This window comes from Nonomuraea sp. NPDC049695 (assembly GCF_040674955.1).
Taxonomy (GTDB): Bacteria; Actinomycetota; Actinomycetes; order Streptosporangiales; family Streptosporangiaceae; genus Nonomuraea; species Nonomuraea helvata.
The window spans coordinates 35,377-57,360 of record NZ_JBFANV010000017.1; the positions used below are offsets into that span (position 1 = coordinate 35,377).

Sequence of the window (21,984 nt, forward strand, 5' to 3'; positions counted from 1 at the left end):
CTCATTCTGGTGGCTCAGGCGCGGACGGGCAGCAGGCTACGGGGGACGGCTTCCGGGGAGTGGGCATGAGAGTTCTGGGGATGATCTCCGGCACGTCGCACGACGGGATCGACGTGGCCGTGGTGGACTTCCGCCTCGTCGGCGGCCTGCTCGAAGGCCGCGTCGGCCACACGGCGAGCACGCCGTACCCGGCGGAGCTGCGGGCCCGGCTGATCGCGGCGCTGCCGCCCGCGCGGACGACGCTGGCCGAGGTGTGCGTGCTCGACACGCTCATCGGGCAGAGCTTCGCCGACGCCGCGGCCTCGGCCGTCGCGCTGGGCGGTCCCGTCGACCTGATCGTCTCGCACGGGCAGACCGTCTACCACTGGGTGGAGGGCACGCACGCGCTCGGCACGCTGCAGATCGGGCAGCCCGCGTGGATCGCCGAGCGGACCGGCGTCCCCGTGCTGTCGGATGTGCGCATCAGGGACATCACGGCCGGCGGACACGGGGCGCCGCTGGTGTCGGTGCTGGACGGGCTGCTGCTCGGCGCGCACCAGGGCGGCGCGGCGGCGCTCAACCTGGGCGGCATCGCGAACATGACCGTGGTCAGCGGCGGCGAGCTGTACGCCTACGACATCGGGCCCGCGAACGCGCTGATCGACGCGGTGGTGACGAGCCGGGGGCTGAACGAGCGCGGCTTCGACGAGGACGGCCGGATCGCGGCCTCGGGACGGGTGGCCGAGCGGCTGCTGGAGGTGCTGCTGGACGAGCCGTACTACGGGCTGGCCGCGCCGAAGAGCACCGGCAAGGAGCTGTTCCACCTCGGGTACGTGGAGGCCGCCCTGGCTGCAGCGGGGCACGAGGTGTCCGACGCCGACCTGGTGGCCACGCTCACCGAGCTGACCGTGCGCACGGTCGCCAGGGACGTGCGGGCCGCCGGAGTGGGCGCGCTGGTCGTCTCGGGCGGCGGCTGCCGCAACCCCGTGATCATGGACGGGCTGCGGGCGGCGCTGCCCGGCGTGGACGTGGCGCCGTCCGACGACTACGGCGCCCCCTCCGACGACAAGGAGGCCATCGCGTTCGCGCTGATCGGCTGGCTGACCGCGCACGGGCTGCCGGGCACCGTGCCGGGCGGGACGGGCGCCCGGGCCGCCCGCATCCTCGGCACGCTGACGCCGGGCGCGGGCCCGCTCGTCCTGCCGGCGCCGGTGGCCGAGCCGCCGCGCTCGCTGGTGCTCACGCGATGAACGCGCCGGAGGATGCTCAGGCGGTGAACGCGCCCGCCGGGGTGGTCATGGCCGCGCGGACGCCGTGGTTCGACCTGACCGAGTGCACCGGCCACCGGACCGTGCGCTGGGAGGGCGGCGAGCGCGTCGGCGAGGCGCCGATGACCCTGGAGACCTTTCACGACCTGGCCTCGGTCACGAAGGTCGTCGCCACCACGACGGCGCTCATCCGGCTGGTGTCCGACCGGCTCGTGGACCTGGACGCGCCGCTGAACACGTACGTGTCGCGCTCGTACGAGGCGATCACGGTGCGGGACCTGCTCCTGCACCGGGGCGGGCTGTGGGAGTGGTGGCCGCTCTACATCCAGGCGGACCCGCCACCGCCGCGCTACCGGCCCGGGCGCGCACGCCACTACTCCGACCTGGGCTTCGTCATGCTCGGCCGGATCGTCGCGGCCGTCACCGGGCTGAGCCTGGACCAGGCCGTGGCCGAGCTGGTCACCGGGCCGCTCGGCCTCACGTCCACCACGTACGCCCGCCCCGCGGGCCCGGAGGTGGCCATGAGCGCCCTGGACGACCAGGTCGAGATGACCATGCTCGACACCGGCCGGCCGTACCCCGTCCCGTACCGCAGCTCCGACTTCGCGGGCTGGCGGCGCGAGCCCATGCTCGGCGAGGTCGCCGACGGCAACGCCTATCACGCCTTCGGCGGGGTGTCCGGGCACGCCGGGCTCTTCTCGACCGTGCCGGACCTGCTCGCGTACGGCCTGGCGATGTCCCGGTACGAGGAGCACGACCGGCTGTGGCGGCCCGAGATCGCCCGGGAGTTCTTCACCCCTGGGCCGGACGCCGGGCAGGCCCTGGGGTTCCGTACGTACGAGCTGAGGCTGTGGGACGAGACCGTGACCGTGCTCGGCCACCCCGGCTACGTGGGCTGCGCGGTCGGCTTCGTCCCCGGCCGCGACATCGCCCTGGCCCTGGCGAGCAACCGCCTGCTCGTCCGGGGCGAGCCCACCCCCACCGACGCCCTCTGGGACGACCTCCTCCAGGCCACCACGCAACGATCGAGGACAGCATGACGCCCCTCCTGGAGATCCGTGACCTCTCGGTCGCCTTCCGCACCCGCAAGCAGGACGTCACGGTCGTCAAGGACGTCTCGATGGAGATCCTGCCCGGCCAGACCGTCGCGGTGGTCGGCGAGTCCGGCTCCGGCAAGACCACCACGGCGGCGGCGGTCAACCGGCTGCTGCCCGACAACGGCCGCATCACCGGCGGCCAGGTGCTGTTCGACGGCCGCGACCTGGCCCGGGCGAGCGAGCGCGAGATGACCGCGATCCGCGGCGCCGGCATCGGCCTGGTCCCGCAGGACCCCATGTCGAACCTCAACCCGCTCATGCGCATCGGCGACCAGATCGCCGAGGCGCTCGAGGTGCACGGCGTCGCCACCGGCAAGGCGGCCAGGGAACGCGTGCTCGAGCTGCTCGACCTCGTCGGCATCCCCGACCCGGCGCGGCGGATCGGGCAGTACCCGCACGAGTTCTCCGGTGGCATGCGGCAGCGCGCGCTGATCGCGATGGGGCTGGCCTGCCGGCCGAAGCTGCTCATCGCCGACGAGCCCACCTCCGCGCTGGACGTGACCGTGCAGCGGCGCATCCTCGACCAGCTGGAGCAGCTCACCGCCGAGATGGGCACGGCCGTCCTGCTGATCACGCACGACCTGGCGCTGGCGGCGGAGCGGGCCGACGTGGTGGCCGTCATGCACGACGGCCGGATCGTGGAGACCGGGCGGGCGGCCGAGATCCTGGCAGAGCCGGGGCACGACTACACCAGGCGGCTGCTCAAGGCCGTGCCGAGCCTGTCGTCGGTACGGGTCGCGGAACCTCCCCGGGAGGCCGAGGACCTGGTGGTCGTGGAGGGTTTGCGCAAGGTGTTCCCGATCAGGGGCACCGGCGAGGAGCTGACCGCCGTGGACGCGGTCTCGTTCCGCATCCCGCGGGGCCGTACCGTGTCGATCGTGGGCGAGTCGGGCTCGGGCAAGTCGACCACCGCGAACCTGCTGCTCGGCCTCGACGAGGCCACCTCCGGCAGCATCCGCTTCGACGGCACGGACCTGGCGGGGCTCGGCAGGCGGGAGCTGTTCGCGTTCCGCAGGCGGGTGCAGCCCGTCTTCCAGAACCCGTACGCCTCGCTCGACCCCCGCTACCCGGTCGGGAAGTCGATCGCCGAGCCGCTGCGCGTGCACCGCGTCGGTAGCGCGGCGGAACGCAAGAAAGCCGCGGCCGAACTGCTGGAGAAGGTGGCGCTGCCCGCGTCCATGGCCGAGCGGCTGCCGCACGAGCTGTCCGGCGGCCAGCGCCAGCGGGTGGCCATCGCCAGGGCGCTGGCCCTCTCGCCCGATCTGGTGGTGCTGGACGAGGCCGTCTCCGCGCTGGACGTGCTGGTGCAGGCGCAGATCCTGGAGCTGCTCGCCGAGCTGCAGCGGGAGCTGGGGCTCAGCTACCTGTTCATCAGCCACGACCTGGCCGTGGTGCGGATGATCTCGCACGAGGTGCACGTCATGCGCGACGGCCGGATCGTGGAGAGCGGCACCTCCGAGGACATCTTCGACCACCCCTCGGAGGGCTACACCCGCGAGCTGCTCGCGGCGATCCCCGGCAGCAGGTAAGTTGGAATTCCGAACGCTCTCGGAGGTGACGATGCCCAGGGAATGCTCGATCGCCAACGCGCTGGCGGTCGTCGGCGAGCGGTGGAGCCTGCTGGCCATGCGGGAGATCACCTTGGGCGTACGCCGCTTCGACCAGATCGCCCGCAACACCGGCGCCAGCCGCGACATCCTCACCGCCCGGCTGCGCAAGCTGGAGGAGCTCGGGCTGCTGGAGCGCGAGCTGTACGAGGAGCACCCGCCGCGCCACGAGTACGTGCTGACCGAGGCCGGCCAGGCGCTGCACACGGTGCTGCTGTCGCTCATGGACTGGGGCGACCGCTACGTCACGCCGGGCGAGCCGCCGACGGTGTGGCGGCACAGCTGCGGCGAGACGCTGGAGCCGGTCATGGTGTGCGCGCACTGCCGCGAGCCCGTGCGTCAGGAGGACATGGCCGTGATCCGCGTGCACCAGCCACAGTAGAAAGCAGCCTGCCCGCGCCGGCCGGTCATCGGCCAGCGGGCGTATCTCGCGCTGCTGGGGGAGGCCGCGCACGGCTCTCCCCCAGCTTCAGATCCTGACGCGCCGGCCACGAAGGTGCTCGACACCCTCATGCACGGCGTTCAGCGCACCGCGTAAGCGCGGATCACCTCCTGCGAGAGGGTGTTGCCGTTGACGTCGGTGGCGTTCAGCCGCAGCGAGACGAACCCGGACGGCGAGCGGCCGAGCGTGGTCTCGTAGGACCGCTCGCCCTTGGCACGAAGGCGTGCCTTCGTCCAGGTGGTGCCGTCGTCGTACGACACCTCCAGCGAGACGTCCTTGACCGCGCTCTGCTCCGCGCCCTCCTGGTGGTAGAGCGACAGGCCGAGCCGGTGCGACGTGGCCTGGTTCTTCAGGTCCACGGGCGCGTCGAACGAGGCCAGCAGCAGCGGCACCACCGTCGTCTCCGTGGTGTGCTCCGAGCCGAACGTCCACACCGCTTTCGTACGCGTTGACAGCTTCGCCCACTCGGCCTCGTTGGCGAGGTCGTACTCGATCCGGTACGTGGCCCGCTCCGGCGGGAGCATGCCCGACCCCGAGGGCAGGTAGTTCGTCTGCAGCAGCAGCTTGTCGCCCTGGTAGAGCCGGAAGTCGGACTTCAGGCCATGCTCGAACATGCTGGTGTACCCGTCACCGTAGTTCCGGTCGGCGTCCACGAAGCCCTGCATCGAGATGCGCAGCCGGTCGCCGTCCCGGCGCAGCGGGTTGCGCGGGTTGATGCCGGGCATCAGCGGCTGCTTGAACAGCGTCCGGCTGACCCGCTCCCCCACCTTGTAGGGGCGGAACTCCGGCGACGACATCAAGATGCGCGGCGTGTCGGGGTGCGGCCACATGTTGTTGTAGGGCCGCTCCGGGCTGCCCGCCGACGAGCTCCACTTCAGCTCGGGGTCGGGGGTGACGTAGTCGGTGCGGGTACGCGGCGTCTTGGCCAGGGGGAGGTTCGTGGAGATGGACGAGGTGTCCCACGGCTCGAAGACGAACCTGGCCTCGTTCATCATCACGTCGTCGGACAGCTGGCTGTGGTAGCCGGTCTCGATCCTGGCCAGCGACTTCGACCGCACCGTGTACGTGAGCGAGTCGCGTACCCGGCCCTTCTCGCGCAGGTACAGGTCGTAGACGTACGGGCTGGCGACGATGCCCTTGGCCAGGACCGGCACCGGCAGGCGGCGCAGCCGCTCCACCAGCTTCAGCCCTTCCTCGTGCGTCAGCCGCACGGTCGGGACGGCGAGCTTGACCTTGTTGCCGCCGGTGGTGACGTCGGCGCCCGGCTGGTCGCTGTAGACGGCGACCATCTTGGCCCCGGCGGCCGCGGCCGCATTCGACTGCGTGGAGACGGGCACTCCGTCGGTGCGCCGGATGACGGCGAGCTTGCCGCGCAGGTCGCGGGCCTTGATCTCCTCGGCGCTGCCCCGGCCCACGTCCACGGCCATGAGGAGCCGGGTTCCGTCCAGGCGCGGGTACTCGGTGGCGAAGTCGCTGAACTGGACGGGGTCGACGTACTGCGGGTCGAGCTCCAGGCCGGGCGTCGACAGGGTGATCTCGGGGGCGGTCAGCCGCCAGCGGGTGGCGACGATGAACGTGCCCTTGGTGACCTTCCTGGTCGGCTGGACGAACAGCCGCTCCTCGATCTGCCCGCCGGGCGAGATCGTGGTGCCGCCGCGCAGCGCGGTGTCGGTCTTGCTCGAGCGGTACCACATGAGGGCGGCGGCGGCCCCGGTGTTCCGCTTGGTCGTGTGGTCGGGCGTCTCGACCTTGACCTCCACGGCCTTGCGGGCGTCCAGCACGACCTCGGTGTTCCCGGTGATCTCCATTTCCGGGTCGCCGACCAGGCTCTCGTTGAGCGGCTTGCCGCCGGTGGTGCTGTCCTGCGTGGCGGGCATGGTGAAGATGTGGCCGAGCACGGAGTAGGTGCCGGGCTTGACGAGCAGGCAGGTGCCGCTGCCGTACTTCTGGTCGGTGCAGGGCTGGGACGGGTCGCCGGGGAGCAGGCGGCCGACCAGGGTGCCTTCGTCGAGGTTGAGCACGGTGAAGCCGCCGCGGGCGGTGCGGCCGTCCCTGGCGATGCCGCGTACGCGTAGCTCGACCCGCTTCTCGTCGACACTGCCCGTCAGCAGCGTGCGTACCGTGGCGCCACCAGTGACGGCAGCCGTCAGCTCCTGGCGCAGCAGGCCGGCCTGGTCCGCCTTGGCGGTGACCTTCACCTCGGCCGTCCCTCCGGCGGGCACCGTGAGCTTCGACGGCTCGACGGTGAACGCGTCGCCGGTCGAAAGGCTCAGCTCGGCGGGGGTTCGGCCGAGGTTGTGGTAGCCGACGGTGAGGCTCTTCTGCTCGCCGGTGGTCAGCTTGCCGAAGCCGGCCGAGCCCGTCGAGGCCACGACCGTGTCCTTGAGCGCGGCGGCCACGTCGACGCGGCCCGCGCCCTGGGCGTCCACGTCGATGTCCTGGCCCGGCCTGGCACTGGCCATGAGCAGCGACTTCAGCTCGTTGCCGGCGATCCCCGGGCGGGCCTGCCGCAGCAGCGCCGCCGCGCCCGCCACGTGCGGGGTCGCCATCGAGGTGCCGGAGAGCGTGAGGCTGCCGCCGCCCGTCTTTGCGGCGGTGATGTCCACGCCGGGGGCGGTGATGTCGGGCTTGACGGCCAGGTCGGCGGTGATCGGGCCCCGGCTGGAGAACGGCGCCAGCTCGTCCTGTTTGTCCACCGCGCCGACGGTCAGCGCCTCGGGGGTGTCGCCTGGGGAGCCCACGCACTGGTCGCAGCCGTCGTTGCCGGCCGCAACCACGAAGAGCGTGCCGTACTGCTTGCTGAGCCGCGTCGCGGCCGCGGTGAGCGGGCCGCCCGGCTCGCGGCTGGCGAGGCTCATGTTGACGATCTCGGCGTGCTTCTCGCCGGCCGCCCACTCCATGCCATCGATGATCCAGGACAGCTGGCCGTAGCCGTCGGCGTCGAGCACGCGGCCGTTGAGCAGCTTCGCTCCGGGCGCGACGCCCTTGCCGATGCCGCCCGCTCCCGTGCCCGCGATGGTGCTGGCCACGTGGGTGCCGTGTCCTTGGGGGTCGCCCGTGACGCTCTGGCCGGTGAAGTCGCGCTGGTCGGCGACCTTGCCCGCGAGGTCGGGGTGCGTGGCGTCCACGCCGGTGTCGAGGACGGCCACGGTCGTGCCGGTGCCGTCGTACCCGGCGGCCCACGCCTCGGGCGCGCCGATCTGCGGCACGCTCTGCTCCAGCGCCGGCTTCACCTTGCGGTCGAGCCAGATCTTCGCCACGCCCGCCAGCGGCCCGGCGGCGCGCAGGTTCGGGACGGACCCCAGCTTGGCCAGCTCCGCCCCGAACTGCGCCGCGTCCCGCTTGTCCACCTGGACGGCCGCGCCGCCGATGCTCTCCAGCGTCCGGACCTGCTTCGCGGCGGGGATGGCGGCCTTCGTGGTGTTGCCCGCGTACGTGAGGATGAGCGGGATGGCGGCACCGAAGCCCTGCTCGGCTAACTCGGTCACGTTGAACAGCGCAGTGTCGAGCCGCTCGGGTACCAGGGCCGCGACGTCGTCGGGAATGACGGTCACGCCGCCCTCCGACTCCAGCACCTGGAACGTCGGGACGGACCCGTCCGCCCGCGGCGCCGGGGTGACCGTCACCGCGTGGTGCTCGCCGTCCACGGCCCGCACCTGCACCTGGTCGCCGGTGATCAGCGTGATCTCGTCGCTCGGCGGGGCGTTGGTGAACGACCCGGGCAATACGGTGTCCGCGTGCGCGCCGGGAGCCGCGAGCACCGATGCGACCATGACCATGGAGACGGCCGCAGCCCCCCATCGCCCCATGGACGACCTCCAGAAAATCGGTAAGCACGAATACCGCATTCCTAGTCATCCGGATAGGGCGCTGTCTATGAGGCAGGTGTGGCCACTTCCCGACTTGTCGGGAATCCGCCACCGTGAGGGCGCGGCCGTCTCCGAGAGCCGCAGTACTAGAAGCAGGTGAGGTCCGGGTTGGGAGTGGGCTCACATGGGCCCTGGTTGCCGCCGCCGTCGGTGACCTGGCCGGGCGGCGCCCAGATGAGCGGCCCGTCGTTGCCGTGACCCACGTTCCCCTTCAACGTGATCTGACCCGGTGGCGTGGTCACCGATCGCAGATGCAACCCGCCGCGCACGACGTTGCCCGCGCCGTCGATGATCCCGCTCGGGGAACGCCCGTTGAAGGTGAAGACGTTGCCGGCCACCGGGTCGGGGCTCGCGATCGCGAGGGAGTTCTCCACCAGCATGCCCACCGTGCGATTGCCGTTGAACACGTTGTTGCGCACCACGACGTTGCGGAAGTGCTGCCGGGCACGCAGGCCGATGTCATTTCCCAGGAAAACGTTCCGCTCGACGGTGCCGGCATTCGCCGGCGTGGTCATGGCATCGACGTCCAGTGCCGTGGCCGCGTTCTTGAACAGGTTGTACCGGAAAATGCTGTGCCGGCATTCGAAGCCCAGCGAGACCGGGAAATCGTCGAAGACGTTGCCGGAATAGACGCCGTTGTCGGACTGGAAGATGTCCAGGGAGCCACCGGCCAGCTTGCTGTCCTTGATCCGCAGCGCGCCGCCGTGCATGGAGAAGACACTGACCGTGCCGTGCACGACGCAGTGATCGACGGTCAACTCGTCCCCGTCCTTGGCGAAGAGCCCGTCAATGACGCAGTTGGCCGGAGTGCCGCTGACGTGCAGGTTCGACCAGCTCCCCCGCACCGCCGCGGCCTTGGCGTCCACCAGGTCGACGGTGGCGGAGAAGGCGTCGACGCCCCTGGTGAAGCCGGTGATGGCGCCGTCCTTGACGACGACTCCCGTGTGGTTGGAGACCCTGATGCCGACTCCCGTACCGGCACCGGTGATGGTGTGGCCCGCCAGGTCGACGGTGACGCCGTCGGCGTCGACGGTCAGCCCGTCGCCCGCGCAGTTCAGGTCGGCGCTGAGTGTGACGCCGGCGGTCAGCACGTCGCCGCAGGCCACCGTGTCCGCCCTGGCGGGCCCCGCCGCCAGGGCGATGGATAAGACCACCGCCATGGCCAACGCGTGAATTCTTGACATGTTCCGCTCCCTTTCGAGACAGCGTGATCAGCATGCGCGACAATCACGTACCGGAAAAGTCACGGCACCGGCGCTGCCCCGACCGGAAAACCTCACCGAAGTGAGCTCTTCTCCATTCCCCCGAAAAGCACGACCGTCTCAGCGGCGGCTTCGCCGAAGCGCTCCGCTCCTCGCTAAGGCGATCAGCCGGCGGCCGAGCAGGGCGAGGTAGAGCAGCCATCCGGCGGCCACCAGGCCGAGCGCGGCGACGGGCTGCCAGCCGGGCAGCTCCGCGACCGACCGCCGCACCACCGCGACCGTGATCGGCACCGTGTAGAGGGCGAAGAACCCCAGCCCGAGCACCCGCCCCACCGCCAGGAACCACGCGTAGACGCGGACGCTGCGGCGGGCCTGCCGCGCCCTGCCCGCGAGCACGGCACGCAGATACGCCTGCGCGTCCGCCATGAGGTTCTTGTTCCCGCTGGCGTTGGCGAAGGCGTAGTAGACGTCGGTACGCATGAAGAACAGGAACTGCCAGGCGATCTGCGACAGGCAGATGACCATGACCAGCCGCACGACGGCGAGGTCGACGACGTACAGAACGCACGCCCCCGCGCAGACCAGGAACCAGTCGACCCGCATGCCCGCCAGGTACGCGCGGTAGCGGGCCCTTCTGGGCACGCCCCAGATCCCGGTGATCCTGGTCTGCACGACCAGGAACTGCAGCCGGGTGCCGAGCGACAGCTCCGCCCGCACGTTCAGGGACCTCGCGGCGGCGACGTGGCCGAGCTCGTGCGCCAGCACGAGGATCCACGAGCCGGCCGCGAAGGCGACCGTGAACGTGAGGCTGTCGGACCACACCAGCGACGAGAGGCCGGGCAGGATCCGCGGCCTGGCGACGGCGGCGGCCACCGCGGCCACGCTCAGCAGGGCCAGCACGGCGTGGGCGGACCGGGAGAAGAGCCAGGCCACGTGGCGGGGGCGGATCCGGTCCCAGAGGTTCGGCGGGCGGCTCGGCCGGCTGAGCAGGCCCGCCCCCTCGAGGCCGGTGACGAACTCGGCCACGTCCACGTCCACGCCGTGCTCGGCCAGCACCCGGGCGCGGGCCTCATCGGCCGTCCTGCTGCCGTCGAGTGCCGCGATCACGGCCGCCGCCACTCCCGGCACGTTGACGAACGTCTCGCCGTTGCCGATCACGTAGTCGTCCGGCCCGTCGGCGACGACGGTGAGGAACGACAGATCGGTCCTCACGCGCAGACCTCGCAGTCGTCCGCCCGGTCGAAGTCGCGGGCGGTGGTGGTGAGCGTGAGCAGATCCAGCCAGACGCTCCTGCCCTCGATCGCGGGCGTGCCGGTCCCGGTCAGGTGGCGGATCACCTCCGAGGCGAGCATCCCGGACACGATCCCGCACAAGGGCCCGAACGACGGGATCATCCGGCCGGGGTTGTCGCTGACCGGCAACGTGGCGGCGCCGTAGCGCTCGGCGAGCGCGCGTTCCTGGCAGGCCAGGCAGCCGGTCTTGCCGGGCACGACCAGCGGCCCGACCAGGCCGACGTGCTGGTTGAAGCCGCCGGTGACGAACGGCGTGCCCGCCTCGACGCAGGCCTGGTTGACCCAGCGGCGGATGTGCGGCTGCGGCGTGTCCACGGTGTTCACCACGAGGTCGGCGTCGGTGATCACGTCCTCGGGGCCGGTGATGCGCCGCTCGATCTGCCTGACCTCCAGGTCCGGGCAGTGCTCGAGGAGGGTGCGGGCGGCGGCGGCCGTCTTGGGCTCGCCGAGGTCGCGCACGGTGTAGAGGTGCTGGCGGTGCAGGTTGCTGAGCTCCACCCGGTCGTCGTCCAGGATCGTCAGCCGGCCCACGCCCGAGGTGGCGAGCTGGAGCGCGACGTGCCCGCCGATGGCGCCCGCGCCGAGCACCGCGACGTGCGTGCGCGACAGGTCCGCGATCGCCGCGGCGGCCTGCTCCGCGGGGTGGAACATGGACAGCCACCGTCCGAACCGGGACAGCCTGGCCTCGCCGGCCAGCAGGTCCAGCTCGGCGTCCGTGACGAGAATCCGCGCGGCCAGGAGTTGCTCGACCGCCGCGTCGATATCCTCCGGATCGACGCCGTCGATGAGGGTGTGCAATGCGCTCTGCTCGACGGGCGACTCGGCGCAGAGCCGGATCAGGCGGCGCAGTGGCGGCGGGGCGGGATCCAGTATTTGACCGGTCGGCGGGAAATCGCCGAGCCGTACCCGCTCATGTGCCTCGTCGATGAAAAGGGGAAACGCCGGATTCACTTGAATCCTGGGCATGGAGGCGGCTCCAGGGCAGGTCGAGAGGTGAGCCTCCTGCGGATGGGGGCTTCCGCAGGAGGCCGCGAAAGCGGTCAGCAGCTGTTGCTGTTGCCCGTCGTCTCGACTTCTTCGACCTTCTTGATCTCGATCGTCATGCGCGATCCCTCCGTCGATCTCGATTGGTCGATGTGATCGTAAATAAAACGCCAGAGAAAGGGGAGGCCCAATTTGCGGAAATCGCGTTATGTCCGGCTGAGAAAGGCGAGCGATCGCTTCCACATGAGCGCCGCCGACTCTTCCGAGTAGCCGGGCAGCCCGGGATCGGCGAACAGATGCCGATCACCCGGATAGACGAAGCACTCGAATCCCGCCCCCACCGCCGTTGCGAGCCTGGCGATCTCCTCCTTGTCCAGCCACGGATCGTGCTCGGCGTAGTGCACCTGCACGGGAACGCCGTCGGGCCACTCGCCCTCGGGAGCCACCCCTCCGTGGAAGAGCAGCGCGCCCCTCGCCATCGGGTGCGTCGCGGCGAGCAGCTGCGCCCCGTACGCCCCCAGCGAGAACCCGGCGAACACCGTCGGCCCCGTCACCTCCTCCCCGATCCGGCGGAAGCGGCGGGCGAGCTCGTCGGGGCCGAGCGCGTCACGCTTGCGCAGACCCGGCTCGATGTCGGCGAAGACCTCGCCGTCGTAGTAGTCGGGCGTGCGCACGACGTGCCCGCCCGACCGCAGAACCTCCGCCGCCACGCCCACCCCCGGGCGCAGGCCCTGTGCGGAGTGCAAGAGGACGATCTCTGCCATGACGACTGTGTACCACCGGGGCGGGAGGTGGACCAGCGCGATCAGGTTGCTTAACGTGCTTAAGGCTGATTTATCACCTTTTTCATGGGGAGCCCCCTGACATGCATGATGACCGCAATCTGGTCGAGGCCCGCCTGAAGCGCGTGCTCGAGGAGCGCATCCGCCCGGCCGTCCACCCCGAGTCGGTGCCGCTGGACGTGGCCGTCTGGCACGCGCCGGGCGAGCCCGTACCGGTCGCGGAGGGGCTGGCGGCGACTCCCGAGCCGATCGCGCCGGGCGCCGCATGGGGTGCGCCGTGGGGCACGAGCTGGTTCACGGTCACCGCCACCGTGCCGGCCGAGTGGGCGGGCAGGACCGTGGAGGCCCTGCTCGATCTGGGCTTCGACGCGAACATGCCGGGTTTCCAGTCCGAGGGCCTCGTCTACCGCCCTGACGGCTCCCCGGTGAAGGGCCTCAACCCCCTCAACCAGTGGGTACGGGTCGGCTCCCCGGTCGAGGGCGGTGAGCGGGTGCGCCTGCACGTCGAGGCCGCCTCCAACCCGGTCATCCTCGGCGTCCCGCCCTTCCAGCCGACGCAGCTGGGTGACAAGGAGACGGCGGGCACCGCCCCGCTGTACCGGCTGGGCCGCATGGACCTGGCCGTCTTCGACGAGACCGTGTGGCAGCTCGTGATGGACCTGGAGGTGCTGGGCGAGCTGATGGCGGAGCTGCCCGCCGACGGCACCCGCCGCTGGGAGCTGCTGCGGGCCGTGGAGCGGGCGCTGGACGCCGTGGATCTCCAGGATGTCAACGGTACGGCGGCCGCCGCCAGGGCGGAGCTGACCGGTGTGCTGTCGTCCCCGGCGGTGCCGTCGGCGCACCGGATCAGCGCGGTCGGCCACGCCCACATCGACTCGGCCTGGCTCTGGCCGCTGCGCGAGACCGTGCGCAAGGTGGCCCGCACCGCCTCGAACATGACCGCGCTGCTGGAGGACGAGCCGGACTTCGTGTTCGCGATGTCGCAGGCGCAGCAGTGGGCGTGGATCAAGGAGCACCGGCCCGAGGTGTGGGCGAGGGTGGTCAAGGCGGTGGCCACGGGCCGGTTCGTGCCCGCGGGCGGCATGTGGGTGGAGTCCGACACGAACATGCCCGGCTCGGAGGCGATGGCCAGGCAGTTCGTGCACGGCAAGCGGTTCTTCATCGACGAGTTCGGCATCGACAACGAGGAGGCGTGGCTGCCGGACACGTTCGGGTTCGCGGCGGGCCTGCCGCAGATCATCAGGGCGGCGGGGTCGAAGCGGCTGCTCACGCAGAAGATCTCGTGGAGCCAGACGAACACGTTCCCGCACCACACGTTCCTGTGGGAGGGGCTCGACGGGACGCGGATCTTCACGCACTTCCCGCCGGTGGACACGTACAACTGCTCGATGAGCGGCCGTGAGCTGGCGCACGCGGAGCGCAACTTCAAGGACAAGGGGGCCGCGCGGCACTCGCTCGCGCCGACGGGCTGGGGCGACGGCGGCGGCGGCACGACGCGCGAGATGGTCGCCAAGGCGGCCAGGGTGCGCGACCTGGAGGGCTCGCCGGCCGTCACGTGGGAGACGCCCGCTGACTTCTTCGCCAAGGCCGAGGCCGAATACCCGAACCCGCCGGTCTGGGTGGGCGAGCTCTACCTCGAGCTGCACCGCGCCACGCTCACCAGTCAGGCCAAGACCAAGCAGGGCAACCGGCGCAGCGAGTCCCTGCTGAGGGAGGCCGAGCTGTGGGCGGCGACCGCGGCCGTGCGCACGGGCGCTCCGTACCCGTACGAGCAGCTTGACCGGCTCTGGAAGACGGTGCTGCTGCACCAGTTCCACGACATCCTGCCGGGCTCCTCGATCGCCTGGGTGCATCGGGAGGCGCGCAGGACGTACGAGAGGGTGGCGGAGGAGCTGAACGGCATCATCGACGCGGCCCAGCGCGCCCTGGCGGGCGACGGCGATCGCACGGTGGTCTTCAACGGAGCCCCGCACACCCGCCACGGCGTGCCCGGAGGCGGCGCACGGGCCGTGTCCGGCGTGCGGTGGACGGAGGCGCGCGACCGCGACGGCGGCGGATTCGTGCTGGAGAACGATCTGCTCAGGGTGGAGATCGACGCCCGCGGCCTGGTCGTGTCCGCCTACGACCTGACGGCGGGCCGGGAGACCGTCCCGCCCGGCCAGGCCGCGAACCTCCTCCAACTCCATCCCGACTTCCCGAACAAGTGGGACGCCTGGGACGTGGACGAGTTCTACCGCAACACGGTCACCGACCTCACGGAAGCCGACGAGGTGAGCCTCGACGGCGGCGGGGTGCGCGTCCGGCGCTCGTTCGGGTCGTCCACCGTGACGCAGGTGCTCACGCTCGACGGCGGGCGGCTCGACATCCTCACCGAGGTCGACTGGCACGAGACGGAGAAGTTCCTCAAGCTGGCGTTCCCGCTGGACGTGCGCGCCGACCGGTACGCCTCGGAGAGCCAGTACGGCCACACCTTCCGCGCCACCCACACCAACACGAGCTGGGAGGCCGCCAAGTTCGAGGCCTGCAACCACCGCTTCGTGCACGTGGAGGAGCCCGGCTGGGGCGTCGCGCTGGTCACCGACTCGACCTACGGCCACGACGTCACCCGAACCGTCGGCGACTCGGGCACCACCACGACGCTGCGCGTCTCCCTGCTGCGTGCCCCGCGCTTCCCCGACCCGGAGACCGACCAGGGAGCGCACCGCTTCCGCCACGCGCTCGTGCCGGGCGCGACGATCGGCGACGCGGTGCGCGAGGGCTACTTCGTCAACCTGCCCGAGCGTCCCGTGACGGGCGCCGGGGCGGCGGAGGTGGAGCCGTTGATCATGGTGGACGACGACGCGGTGGTGGTGACCGCCGTCAAGCTGGCCGACGACGGGAGCGGCGACGTGATCGTACGCTTCCACGAGTCCAGGGGCGGCCGGGCCCGCGCCACGCTCACGCCGGGCTTCCCCGTCGCGGAGGTCGTGGCCACCGACCTGCTGGAACGCCCGACGGGTGAGGGGACGCTGTCGGTGTCGCTGCGCCCGTTCGAGCTGGTCACCCTGAGGCTGAAGCGCGCCTAGTCACCCAGGCGGGGCGCGTACGTGCGGTGGAAGACCAGGGAGGCCGCGCCGATCGCGGCGGCGTCGGCCGCGATCGGCGAGGTCTCCACGCGCACGGCGTGCAACCGCCTGGCCAGCGGCCTGCTCGACACGGCCCGCGCGATCACCTCGCGATAGATCTCCCCGGCCTCCCTGAGCGCGGGCCCGCCGAGCACGAGCAGGTCGATGTCCAGCATGTTCACCACGCTCACGGCGGCGTCGGCCAGCCGCCCTGCCACGCGTTCGATGACCTGCCGCGCCTCGGGCTCGCCCGAGGCGGCGGCCACGCAGATCGCGGCATACGGGACCTCTCCCCCGAAGGCGGCCTCGATGGCGCTCGGGCAGCACACCGCCTCCACGCATCCCCGGTTGCCGCAGTAGCACTCGGGCCCGTCGGGCTCGACCGTGATGTGCCCGAACTCGCCCGCGTTCTGCGACCGCCCCCGATACATCTGGTCGTCCAGGAACATCCCGCCGCCGATGCCCGTCCCCAGGTAGAGGTAGGCGAAGCTGCGCGTGGTACGGGCGATCCCCGCCCACCGCTCCCCGATCGCCGCCGCCGTCGCGTCGTTGTCCACGGTCACGGGGAAGCGCGTGTGCTCGTGCAGCAGCGCCCTGACCGGCACCCGGTCCCACTCGGGCAGGCGGGGCGGGCAGACCATCACGCCGTCCCGGTCGAGCGGCCCCGGGCAGGCCAGGCCCACGCCGAGCACCTTGCCGTCGGCCACCCCGGCCTCCCGCAGGATCCGCCGCGCCGCCCTGGCCATCTGCCGGACCACCGACTCGGGCTCCAGCCCCGGCCGTACGGGCAGGTGCAGCCGCGCGACCGGCCGCCCCGCCAGGTCGGCGAGCACGCACGAGATCTCCTTGGGGTCGAAGTGCACCCCGACGGCGTACCCGGCGCCGGGGTCCACGCGCAGGATCGTGCGCGGCTTGCCGCCGCGTGACGGCACGGACCCGTCCTCCACGACGAGCCCGTCCTCCAGCAGCCTGCGCACGATCACGGAGACGGTCTGCGCGGTCAGCCTGGTGCGGGCGGCGATCTGCACCCGGCTGATGCCGTCGGACGCCTGGATCGCCTCCAGGACCACGGCCCGGTTGTAGCTCCCCACTTCCGGCAGATTCGTGCCGCGTCGCATGTGAGCCATGTCACCACAGAGTGTTGACTAAGTAAATCAAATTGATTTACGTTCACGGGCAAACCCAAGGCAACACGGGGAGACCGTGATGAAACGTGCGCTGGCCGGTTCCCTCCTCCTCTTGACCGCCGTCGCCGGGTGCGGTGCCGCACAGGAAACCTCCAGTAGCGGCAAGGAACTCGAGGTCCTCTACAAGGTCGAGCCGACGTGGCCGTATCTGGAGAAGATGCTCGGCAACGCGAAGAAGCAGTACGAAGCCGCCCACCCGGGCGTCAAGATCAAGCTCACGCCCGTCCAGGGCAACAACGAGGCGTACTACACGAAGCTCGCACTCCTCAACCGCTCCCCTGACTCGGCGCCCGACCTCTACTACCACGACACGTTCCAGGTCAACGCGGACGTCGCGGCCGGCAAGCTGGCCCCCCTCGACGACTACCTGGCCAAGTGGCCCGACTGGAACACGCAGTTCCCCGACTCGGTCAAGCAGGCCGCCAAGGGCGGCGACGGCAAGATCTACGGCGTGCCGATCAGCACGGACACGCGCGGCCTCTGGTACCAGAAGGACGTCTTCGCCAAGGCCGGACTCCCGGTCCCGTGGGAGCCGAAGACCTGGAACGACGTCCTGACGGCGGCCCGCACGATCAAGCAGAAGCTCCCCGGCGTCATCCCCTTCAGCATGTACTCCACCAAGATCCACGGTGAGGCGTCCACCATGCAGGGCTTCGAGATGCTCCTGTACGGCACGCCCGGCGGCACCCTCTACGACGAGACGCAGAAGAAGTGGGTGGCCGGCGGGAAGAACTTCACCGACGCCCTGACCTTCGTCAACACGATCTACCGCGAGGAGCTGGGGCCGAAGCAGGCCGACGCCCACAACGCCAAGCTCGGCGACAAGGTGACTCTCGAATGGTTCCCCGGCGCCAAGCTCGGCATCTCCCTCGACGGCGCGTGGGCCAGCTCGGCCTGGAAGCCGGCCGGCACCAAACCGTGGGCCGAATGGACGCAGAAGATCGGCTGGACGCCCATGCCGACGCAGAACGGCGAGGCGCCGGGCGCGGTCAGCATGTCGGGCGGCTGGGTCATGGCGATGAGCGCTTACACCAAGCACAAGCAGGAGGCGTTCGACTTCATCACGACGGCCACGAACAAGGAGAACTCGATGGCGTACTCGGTCGGCACAGGTGACCTGGCCGCCCGCAAGGACGTGGCCGCCGACCCGAAGTACAGCGCCGACAACCCGAGCGTCAAGTTCTGGACCGACCTGGCCTCCGTCACCCACTACCGGCCGGCCTTCGAGGCGTACCCGAAGGTGTCCGCCCAGGTCCAGGAGGCCATGGAGGCGGTCACGACGGGCTCACGGACCCCTGAGGAAGCCACCGCGAGCTATGCCAAGGCGCTGCCCGCCGCGGTCGGCGGCCCCGACAAGGTCCTGGCCCGATGACGATCGTCACGGCCCCGTCCCCGTCCGTGACGAGCCGCCCGGTACGCGGCTCGTCACGGCGGGGCGTCCTGCGCTGGCTCATCCCCCTGGGCCCGGCCCTCGTGCTCCTGGCGCTCTTCCTGGTGGGGCCGATCCTCTGGAGCGTCTACATCGCCTTCACCAACGAGACGCTCACGGGGTCGGCCTCGGTTCATTCGCGTTTCGTCGGCGTGGCCAATTTCGTCAAGCTCTTCGGCGACCCGAACTTCCTCAATTCGTTCCTGCTCACGTTCGTGTTCGTCATCGGCTCGGCGGTCATCGGCCAGAACACCCTGGGCCTGATCATCGCGCTGCTCCAGCGCGGCCGCGGCCGCGTGACGCGCAGCGTCGTCAACGGCGTGGTGATAGCCGCCTGGGTGGTGCCGGAGGTCGTGGCCGCGGCGTGCTGGTTCTCCTTCCTGGCCGAGGAGGGCACCTTGAACACGGTGCTCGGCATCTCCCAGGAATGGCTCTACACCGCCCCCATGCTGGCGGTGATCCTGGCGAACATCTGGCGCGGCACGGCCTTCTCGATGCTCGTCTACTCGGCCGCCCTCTCGGAGGTCCCCGCCGACCTGCTGGAATCCGCCGCCGTGGACGGCGCGGGGCCGGGCCGCCGCCTCCTCCACATCACGCTCCCGCTGATCCGCCGCTCCATCATGGCGAACCTCATGCTGATCACGTTGCAGACCCTGGCCAGCTTCGGCCTCATCTACGCCCTGACGGGCGGCGGCCCGGGCACGGCCAGCCAGACGACGCCGCTGTACATGTACGAGCAGGCGTTCCGCTATTTCGAGATCGGCTACGGCTCGGCGATCGCGCTGGTCATGCTCGTGATCGGCGCGCTGTTCTCGCTGATCTACCTGCGCCTGATCAAGGTGGAGGACGCATGACGCGGCTCGCCGCGCGCGGCGCCGCCTGGCTCGCGCTCGCGCTCATCGCGCTGGCCTTCCTGGGCCCGTTCCTCTGGGTGCTGATCGCCTCGCTCGAGCCCGAAGCCACGCTGGCCGCCCAGCCCACGCTCTCCTTCTCGCTGGACAACTTCAAGGCCGTGCTGACCTGGGACACGATCATCCTGCCCCTGATCAACTCGATCGTCATCTCGGGCTCGACGGCGCTGCTGACGGTCCTGGTGGCGGGACTGGCCGCGTATCCGCTGTCGCGTTACCAGCTCCGCTACCGCCGCCACTTCATGCTGACCCTCCTGTTCACCACGGGCCTGCCGGTGACGGCCATCCTCGTGCCGGTCTACGCGATGTTCTTCCGCTTCAACCTGTACGGCTCGGTGCCGGCGATGGTGCTGTTCCTGACGGCGAGCTCGCTGCCGTTCTCCATCTGGATGATGAAGAACTTCATGGACGGCGTGCCGGTGAATCTGGAGGAGGCGGCCTGGGTGGACGGCGCCGGCTGGGTCCGCTCGCTGACGGCGGTGGTCGGCCCGCTGATGGCCCCCGGGATAGCCGTGGTCGCCATCTTCGTGTTCGTCGGGCAGTGGGGGAACTTCTTCGCCCCGTTCGTGCTGCTGGACACCCCCGAGAAGCAGCCGGCCGCCGTGACCGTCTACACGTTCTTCTCCCAGTACGGGCAGGTGGCCTACGGTCAGCTGGCCGCTTTCTCGATCCTGTACACGGCGCCGGCCGTGGTCCTGTACGTGGCGGTCAACAAGTACCTGGCGAGCTCGTTCAGCTTCGCCGGCTCGGTGAAGGGCTAGGACGGGCTAGGACCCGTCCTCCAGGCCACCGGGTCCTGCGCCCGGACCGCCGGCTCCTCCGACTTCCCAGGGGGCCGTGTCCTCGTGGCCTCCTGGGCCGCCACCGCCGTGGCGGGTCCGTTTCCTGGCGTGGCAGCCGGCGGGGTCCTTGGCATGCCTGCACGGCACCGTGGAGGAGATCGTCTCCGTGGTGGCCTGCCGGGCCGTGGGCGTGGCGCCGGCGGGCCCGGCCGCCGCCGTCACCGGGGCGACGAGGGCCGACGCCGTCATCGCGCAGGCCGCGAGGGCATTGCGGCTCTTCATCATGAGAGATCACCTCTTGCCTGTCGTGGACTCCGGGTGACATCTCTTTTCACGCTAGGCGCGGGGATGGCCGGCGGAGGCAAAGGTCAGTCCCGGATGAAAGAGATTCCCCTGGACAGACGCCAGGGGAATCTCCAAGGAAACCTCAGGCGCAGGTGTAACCGGAAGGCGTCTGCGTGGTGCCGCTCGGCCGGCTCACCTGGAAGCCGAAGGTGGTGCTGGCGTTCGGGGCCAGGGTGCCGTTGTAGCCGAGGTTCTTGGCGGTGACGGTCTGCCCGCTGACGGTGAGGGTCGCGTTCCACGAGCCGGTCAGCGTGTGGCCGGCGGGCAGGGTGAAGGTGACGGTCCAGCCGCTGATGCCGGCGGTGCCGGTGTTGGTGACGGTCACGGGCTGGACGACGTACCCGGTGCTCCACTGCGTCTGGACGGTGCCGGTGGCCGTGCAGCCACCGCCGCCGCCGGGGCCGGCCGTCGTGGTGAAGGTGCCCAGGGCGGAGTCGGCCGACACGTTCCCGGCTCCGTCACGTGCCCGTACGTACACCTGGTACTGGGTGGAGGGGCTCAGCCCGGTCAGCGCCAGCGAGTTGGTCGTGGACTGGCCGAGCAGCTGATCGGTCGCGCCCTGCTCGCGGTAGACGTCGTACCCGGCGAGCCCGCTGCCGCCGCTGTCGGTGGAGGCGGTCCAGGTGAGCGTGGCCGAGTTCGAGGTCACGTTGGCCGCCGAGGGCGTGCCGGGCGTGGTCGGCGGGGTGGGGTCGGTGGTCGAGCCGCCGGCCAGCGCGTCGTGCACAGCGGTGTACGACGGCTTCTTCTGGTAGTTCTCGTCGTAGATCAGAGCCGCGCCCTGCCCGGAGAACGTGTCAGGCACCCAGGAGTACTTGTCGGTGAAGCCCCAGATCGTCACGCCCGCGCAGGCGGTCACCGCCAGGCAGGCGTTGACGACGTTGCGGTAGTAGGTGGCCTGCGTCGCGTCCTTGGTGGCGTCCCTGGGCATCACCATGCGCACGTCCAGCTCGGTGATCCGCACCTGGACGCCGAGGGCGGCGAAGCGCTGCAGGTTCTGCTGGAAGTCGCTGGGGAAGCCGTACTGGATCGCGAGGTGCGACTGGAAGCCCACGCAGTCGACCGGCACGCCCTGCTGGCGCAGCGACGAGACGAGGTTGTAGATCGCCGTGCTCTTGGCGTTGATCCCCTCGGTGTTGTAGTCGTTGATGCACAGCTTCGCGTCGGGGTCGGCGGCGCGGGCGGCGCGGAAGGCGTCGGCGATGTAGCTCTGGCCGAGCGTGTTGTACCAGAACGACGTGCGCAGGTTGCCGCTGTCGTCGAAGACCTCGTTCACCACGTCCCAGGAGACCACGGCCGGGTTGTTCGCGTAGTGGCCGACGACCTGGCTGATGTGGTTCTGCATGGCCGCGCGCATGGCGCTGGCGCCGAGGCTCTGGACCCAGCCGGGCGTCTGGTTGTGCCAGACGAGCGTGTGGCCGTGGACCTGCATGTTGTTCTCGGTGGCGAAGGCGACGATCGCGTCGGCGCCGGAGAAGTTGAACTGGCCCTGGCTGGGCTCGGTGGAGTCCCACTTCATCGCGTTCTCGGGCGTGACCTGGCTGAACTCCGTGGCCGCGGTGTTGCGGTACGTGGCCTCGTTGGCGAGCTGGCTGGTGGCGAGCGCCGCCCCGATGAACTTGCCCCGGGCGGCCGCGTGCGTGCGCAGGGGCGCGGAGGCGTCGGCCGAGGTGGCCGGGAGGAGGAAGGCTGCGAGCATCCCCA

The 21,984-nt window shown here is 70.7% G+C and carries 17 protein-coding genes; 9 read left to right on the forward strand and 8 right to left on the reverse strand.

What is annotated here, in order from left to right:
• Positions 1-65 precede the first annotated feature (65 nt).
• From AB0J64_RS17395 to AB0J64_RS17410, 4 genes are read left to right on the forward strand one after another with little or no spacing between them, the layout of a single operon-like run.
• A complete protein-coding gene (locus tag AB0J64_RS17395; protein WP_364027588.1) occupies positions 66-1,229 on the forward strand; it encodes an anhydro-N-acetylmuramic acid kinase in 1,164 nt (387 codons plus the stop codon).
• Complete coding sequence (locus AB0J64_RS17400) at positions 1,226-2,287, forward strand: serine hydrolase domain-containing protein (protein ID WP_364027591.1); 1,062 nt, start codon at positions 1,226-1,228, stop codon at positions 2,285-2,287. Before AB0J64_RS17395 ends, AB0J64_RS17400 begins: the two co-directional genes overlap by 4 nt.
• Positions 2,284-3,873: an ABC transporter ATP-binding protein gene (locus tag AB0J64_RS17405; RefSeq protein ID WP_364027594.1), complete on the forward strand. Its 1,590-nt coding sequence runs from the start codon at positions 2,284-2,286 to the stop codon at positions 3,871-3,873. Before AB0J64_RS17400 ends, AB0J64_RS17405 begins: the two co-directional genes overlap by 4 nt.
• A gap of 31 nt (positions 3,874-3,904) precedes the next feature.
• Positions 3,905-4,333, forward strand: coding sequence for a helix-turn-helix domain-containing protein (locus AB0J64_RS17410; protein WP_364027878.1), 429 nt, complete (start codon positions 3,905-3,907; stop codon positions 4,331-4,333).
• Between the two features lie 140 nt (positions 4,334-4,473).
• On the opposite strand, the gene AB0J64_RS17415 is transcribed toward AB0J64_RS17410, so the two are convergent.
• The 4 genes from AB0J64_RS17415 to AB0J64_RS17430 form a co-directional block, all read right to left on the reverse strand.
• Positions 4,474-8,202: a S8 family serine peptidase gene (locus AB0J64_RS17415; protein ID WP_364027597.1), complete on the reverse strand. Its 3,729-nt coding sequence runs from the start codon at positions 8,200-8,202 to the stop codon at positions 4,474-4,476.
• A 146-nt stretch (positions 8,203-8,348) separates the two neighbouring features.
• A complete protein-coding gene (locus AB0J64_RS17420; protein ID WP_364027600.1) occupies positions 8,349-9,446 on the reverse strand; it encodes a right-handed parallel beta-helix repeat-containing protein in 1,098 nt (365 codons plus the stop codon).
• Between the two features lie 138 nt (positions 9,447-9,584).
• A complete protein-coding gene (locus AB0J64_RS17425; RefSeq protein ID WP_364027603.1) occupies positions 9,585-10,676 on the reverse strand; it encodes a PqqD family protein in 1,092 nt (363 codons plus the stop codon).
• Positions 10,673-11,722, reverse strand: coding sequence for a ThiF family adenylyltransferase (locus AB0J64_RS17430; RefSeq protein WP_364027606.1), 1,050 nt, complete (start codon positions 11,720-11,722; stop codon positions 10,673-10,675). Before AB0J64_RS17430 ends, AB0J64_RS17425 begins: the two co-directional genes overlap by 4 nt.
• A gap of 27 nt (positions 11,723-11,749) precedes the next feature.
• Here AB0J64_RS17430 and AB0J64_RS17435 point away from each other — a divergent pair, with 27 nt between their 5' ends.
• Positions 11,750-11,896 carry a hypothetical protein gene (locus tag AB0J64_RS17435; RefSeq protein ID WP_364027609.1) on the forward strand — a complete coding sequence of 49 codons (147 nt, stop codon included), beginning with the start codon at positions 11,750-11,752 and terminating at the stop codon, positions 11,894-11,896.
• A gap of 50 nt (positions 11,897-11,946) precedes the next feature.
• Here the strand turns inward: AB0J64_RS17435 and AB0J64_RS17440 are convergent, their stop codons facing one another.
• Positions 11,947-12,504: a dienelactone hydrolase family protein gene (locus tag AB0J64_RS17440; protein ID WP_364027612.1), complete on the reverse strand. Its 558-nt coding sequence runs from the start codon at positions 12,502-12,504 to the stop codon at positions 11,947-11,949.
• A gap of 101 nt (positions 12,505-12,605) precedes the next feature.
• On the opposite strand from AB0J64_RS17440, the gene AB0J64_RS17445 reads away from it, so the two are divergent.
• Positions 12,606-15,587 (forward strand): glycoside hydrolase family 38 C-terminal domain-containing protein, encoded by a 2,982-nt coding sequence (locus AB0J64_RS17445; RefSeq protein WP_364027615.1) that lies wholly within the window; start codon positions 12,606-12,608, stop codon positions 15,585-15,587.
• On the opposite strand, the gene AB0J64_RS17450 is transcribed toward AB0J64_RS17445, so the two are convergent.
• Positions 15,584-16,744, reverse strand: a complete 1,161-nt coding sequence (locus AB0J64_RS17450) for an ROK family transcriptional regulator (protein ID WP_364027618.1) — start codon at positions 16,742-16,744, stop codon at positions 15,584-15,586. The two genes, AB0J64_RS17445 and AB0J64_RS17450, sit on opposite strands and share 4 nt — an antisense overlap.
• An 88-nt stretch (positions 16,745-16,832) precedes the next feature.
• Here AB0J64_RS17450 and AB0J64_RS17455 point away from each other — a divergent pair, with 88 nt between their 5' ends.
• The 3 genes from AB0J64_RS17455 to AB0J64_RS17465 are packed head-to-tail and all read left to right on the forward strand — an operon-like array spanning position 16,833 to position 19,914.
• Positions 16,833-18,185 (forward strand): extracellular solute-binding protein, encoded by a 1,353-nt coding sequence (locus AB0J64_RS17455; RefSeq protein WP_364027621.1) that lies wholly within the window; start codon positions 16,833-16,835, stop codon positions 18,183-18,185.
• Entirely contained in the window at positions 18,182-19,096 is a 915-nt protein-coding gene (locus AB0J64_RS17460) for a sugar ABC transporter permease (RefSeq protein ID WP_364027624.1), read from the forward strand. Before AB0J64_RS17455 ends, AB0J64_RS17460 begins: the two co-directional genes overlap by 4 nt.
• A complete protein-coding gene (locus AB0J64_RS17465; protein ID WP_364027628.1) occupies positions 19,093-19,914 on the forward strand; it encodes a carbohydrate ABC transporter permease in 822 nt (273 codons plus the stop codon). Before AB0J64_RS17460 ends, AB0J64_RS17465 begins: the two co-directional genes overlap by 4 nt.
• 6 nt (positions 19,915-19,920) lie before the next feature.
• On the opposite strand, the gene AB0J64_RS17470 is transcribed toward AB0J64_RS17465, so the two are convergent.
• Complete coding sequence (locus tag AB0J64_RS17470; protein ID WP_364027631.1) at positions 19,921-20,220, reverse strand: hypothetical protein; 300 nt, start codon at positions 20,218-20,220, stop codon at positions 19,921-19,923.
• A 142-nt stretch (positions 20,221-20,362) separates the two neighbouring features.
• On the reverse strand, positions 20,363-21,979 hold the full coding sequence (locus AB0J64_RS17475; protein WP_364027634.1) for an endo-1,4-beta-xylanase: 1,617 nt from the start codon (positions 21,977-21,979) through the stop codon (positions 20,363-20,365).
• Positions 21,980-21,984: the final 5 nt, after the last annotated feature.